Origin of the sequence: Acidiphilium sp. JA12-A1 (assembly GCF_000724705.2) — a bacterium.
GTDB classification, from domain to species: domain Bacteria; phylum Pseudomonadota; class Alphaproteobacteria; order Acetobacterales; family Acetobacteraceae; genus Acidiphilium; species Acidiphilium multivorum.
Genome location: NZ_JFHO01000161.1, coordinates 1 through 1,852, shown reverse-complemented (window position 1 = coordinate 1,852; position 1,852 = coordinate 1). Strand labels below are relative to the sequence as shown.

Here is a 1,852-nt window from a genome sequence, read left to right as displayed (position 1 = left end):
GGTTCATGGAAATTCCTTCGCGGCTGAGCAGCCAGTGCAGGCGCCGATAGCCAAATCGACGGCGCTCGCCCGCAAGCACGCGCATGCGTTCGCGAGCCTCCGCATCATCCGGGCGGCGGCTTTGATACCGCACCGTGGTCCGATCCACGCCCAGCGCATCGCAGGCCCGGCGTTGGCTCACCTCGAACAGGCTCTGAAGATGAGCTACCGCCTCCCGCTTATGGCTGGGCGCTAGAATTTTTTTGACGCAATTTCCTTGAGCATGGCGTTGTCCAGCACGGCGTCCGCCAACAGCCGCTTGAGCCGAGCGTTCTCGTCTTCCAGCTGTTTGAGCCGCCTGGCGTCCGAGACTTCCAACCCGCCGAATTTGGCCTTCCACTTGTAAAACGTCGCCGAACTGATCCCGTGTCGACGGCAGACCTCCGCCGTCGACATCCCCGACTCCTGCTCTTTGAGGATGCCGATGATCTGTTCCTCGCTAAACCGACTGCTCTTCATCTCGTCCGTCTCCCTGATGGGGCGGACTCTACTCATTCCTGGAGGAAATCCACGGGCTCAGACCAATGGCAAATGCCGATGTACAGTTTGGAATTCAAGTTGATCGATGTGCCATTGGAAGAGCTTCAATCGGAGCGTGAGGCTATGGCGAGACTGGAATATGGCTACGACCCATAAGCAATGATGTGAAATTGGAGGCTTAAGGAACAAAGACAAAGTCAGTTCATCTTAAATGCGTCAAACTGGCAAACGGCCAGGCGATGAATGTCAGCCATATAGAGGGCACATCGAATTTTATCTCTGGCTATTGGTTCCTCAACGATCTGGAGGCCGAGGCACTGATCGGCGGTTGGCTATATCTCCATGAGACCAAGGCCAGCAAGTCATACAGAGGTGGGCAGATCTCAGGCTTCAAACATGAAATAAGAACTGATGTTGCCAATCAGGATAGGATTGGCCTGATATTCAGGCCCGTGGTGGAAGCGATCAGTGTCGCATGGCGTGGGCAGAGGCATGACATGGCATGGACTGGCGGGCTGGTTAAGGTTGATTTGCCTCATGAAAGAACAGCGTCTCCATAGGTAAAGACGTTATGTCTGCTATCGGCAGGCGTGCCTACGGCCGATAATTTCCGACTTGGTGAAGGTTTTCGGATGCCTGCGGGCGTACGAAAACCGCCCAAGCACGAACCCGCGGTGAGCGGGCGCTAGTCTATGGGGAATTTGATTTTCGGCTGAGGCTGGGGATGGTTGCGTGGTCCCTGAGTAGGGGCCGGCGTGGAGTCTGGTTCCGCCATTGGCGGCTGGTACGGCGATTTCGCGTTCTGGGATGATGGTCGAGAGTGATTATGGGATCGCGGGTGATAGGCTTGGGCACAAGGGGGAGCGTTGACCGAAGCGCGGTTGCTGCGGTGTGCGTGTAGTTCGATCGGCGCCGGGTCACGATGAATTTCTCCCGGTTGACGTCGTGGGACACGGCGGCGCCCTGGGCTGACACCAGCGGGCGAACGTCTCGACGATGACCATGTGGCCGCCGCAGCAGGGGCACGGCGGACGAACATCGCGAGGCTCATCGGGCTCATCGTTGTTGGAGAGCGGCGCGGCGGCGAGGAGTTCTCGGGCGCGCGCGAGATTGGGTTTGCGCGCCGTGGCGGAGAGCAAGCCGTAGTGGCGGATGCGGTGGAAGCCGCGTGGCAGGACGTGGATCAGAAAGCGGCGGATGAACTCGTCGGCGGCGAGCGTCATAGCCTGGTGGCGGTCGGCGCCATCGCGACGATAATCCTTGTAGCGGAAGATGACGCTGGCTTCGTCAAAGGCGAGCAGCCGCGGTTCGAGATGGCGATGCGGTGGGTATA

General features: G+C 58.7%; 2 protein-coding genes and 1 pseudogene. 1 reads left to right on the top strand and 2 read right to left on the bottom strand.

What is annotated here, in order from left to right; translation table 11 throughout:
* Positions 1-498, bottom strand: a pseudogene (tnpA, locus tag RT91_RS20950) (IS66 family insertion sequence element accessory protein TnpA); the annotation flags it as partial.
* Positions 499-758: 260 nt separating this feature from the next.
* On the opposite strand from tnpA, the gene RT91_RS21735 reads away from it, so the two are divergent.
* Positions 759-1,079: a hypothetical protein gene (locus tag RT91_RS21735; RefSeq protein WP_152982877.1), complete on the top strand. Its 321-nt coding sequence runs from the start codon at positions 759-761 to the stop codon at positions 1,077-1,079.
* 357 nt (positions 1,080-1,436) lie between these two features.
* Here the strand turns inward: RT91_RS21735 and RT91_RS23080 are convergent, their stop codons facing one another.
* Positions 1,437-1,793 (bottom strand): transposase, encoded by a 357-nt coding sequence (locus RT91_RS23080; RefSeq protein WP_408735345.1) that lies wholly within the window; start codon positions 1,791-1,793, stop codon positions 1,437-1,439.
* Between the last annotated feature and the right edge of the window lie 59 nt (positions 1,794-1,852).

Excerpts from the sequence above, each read along its gene's own strand:
- RT91_RS21735 (WP_152982877.1), top strand. The coding sequence starts at position 759 with ATGAATGTCAGCCATATAGAGGGCACATCGAATTTTATCTCTGGCTAT.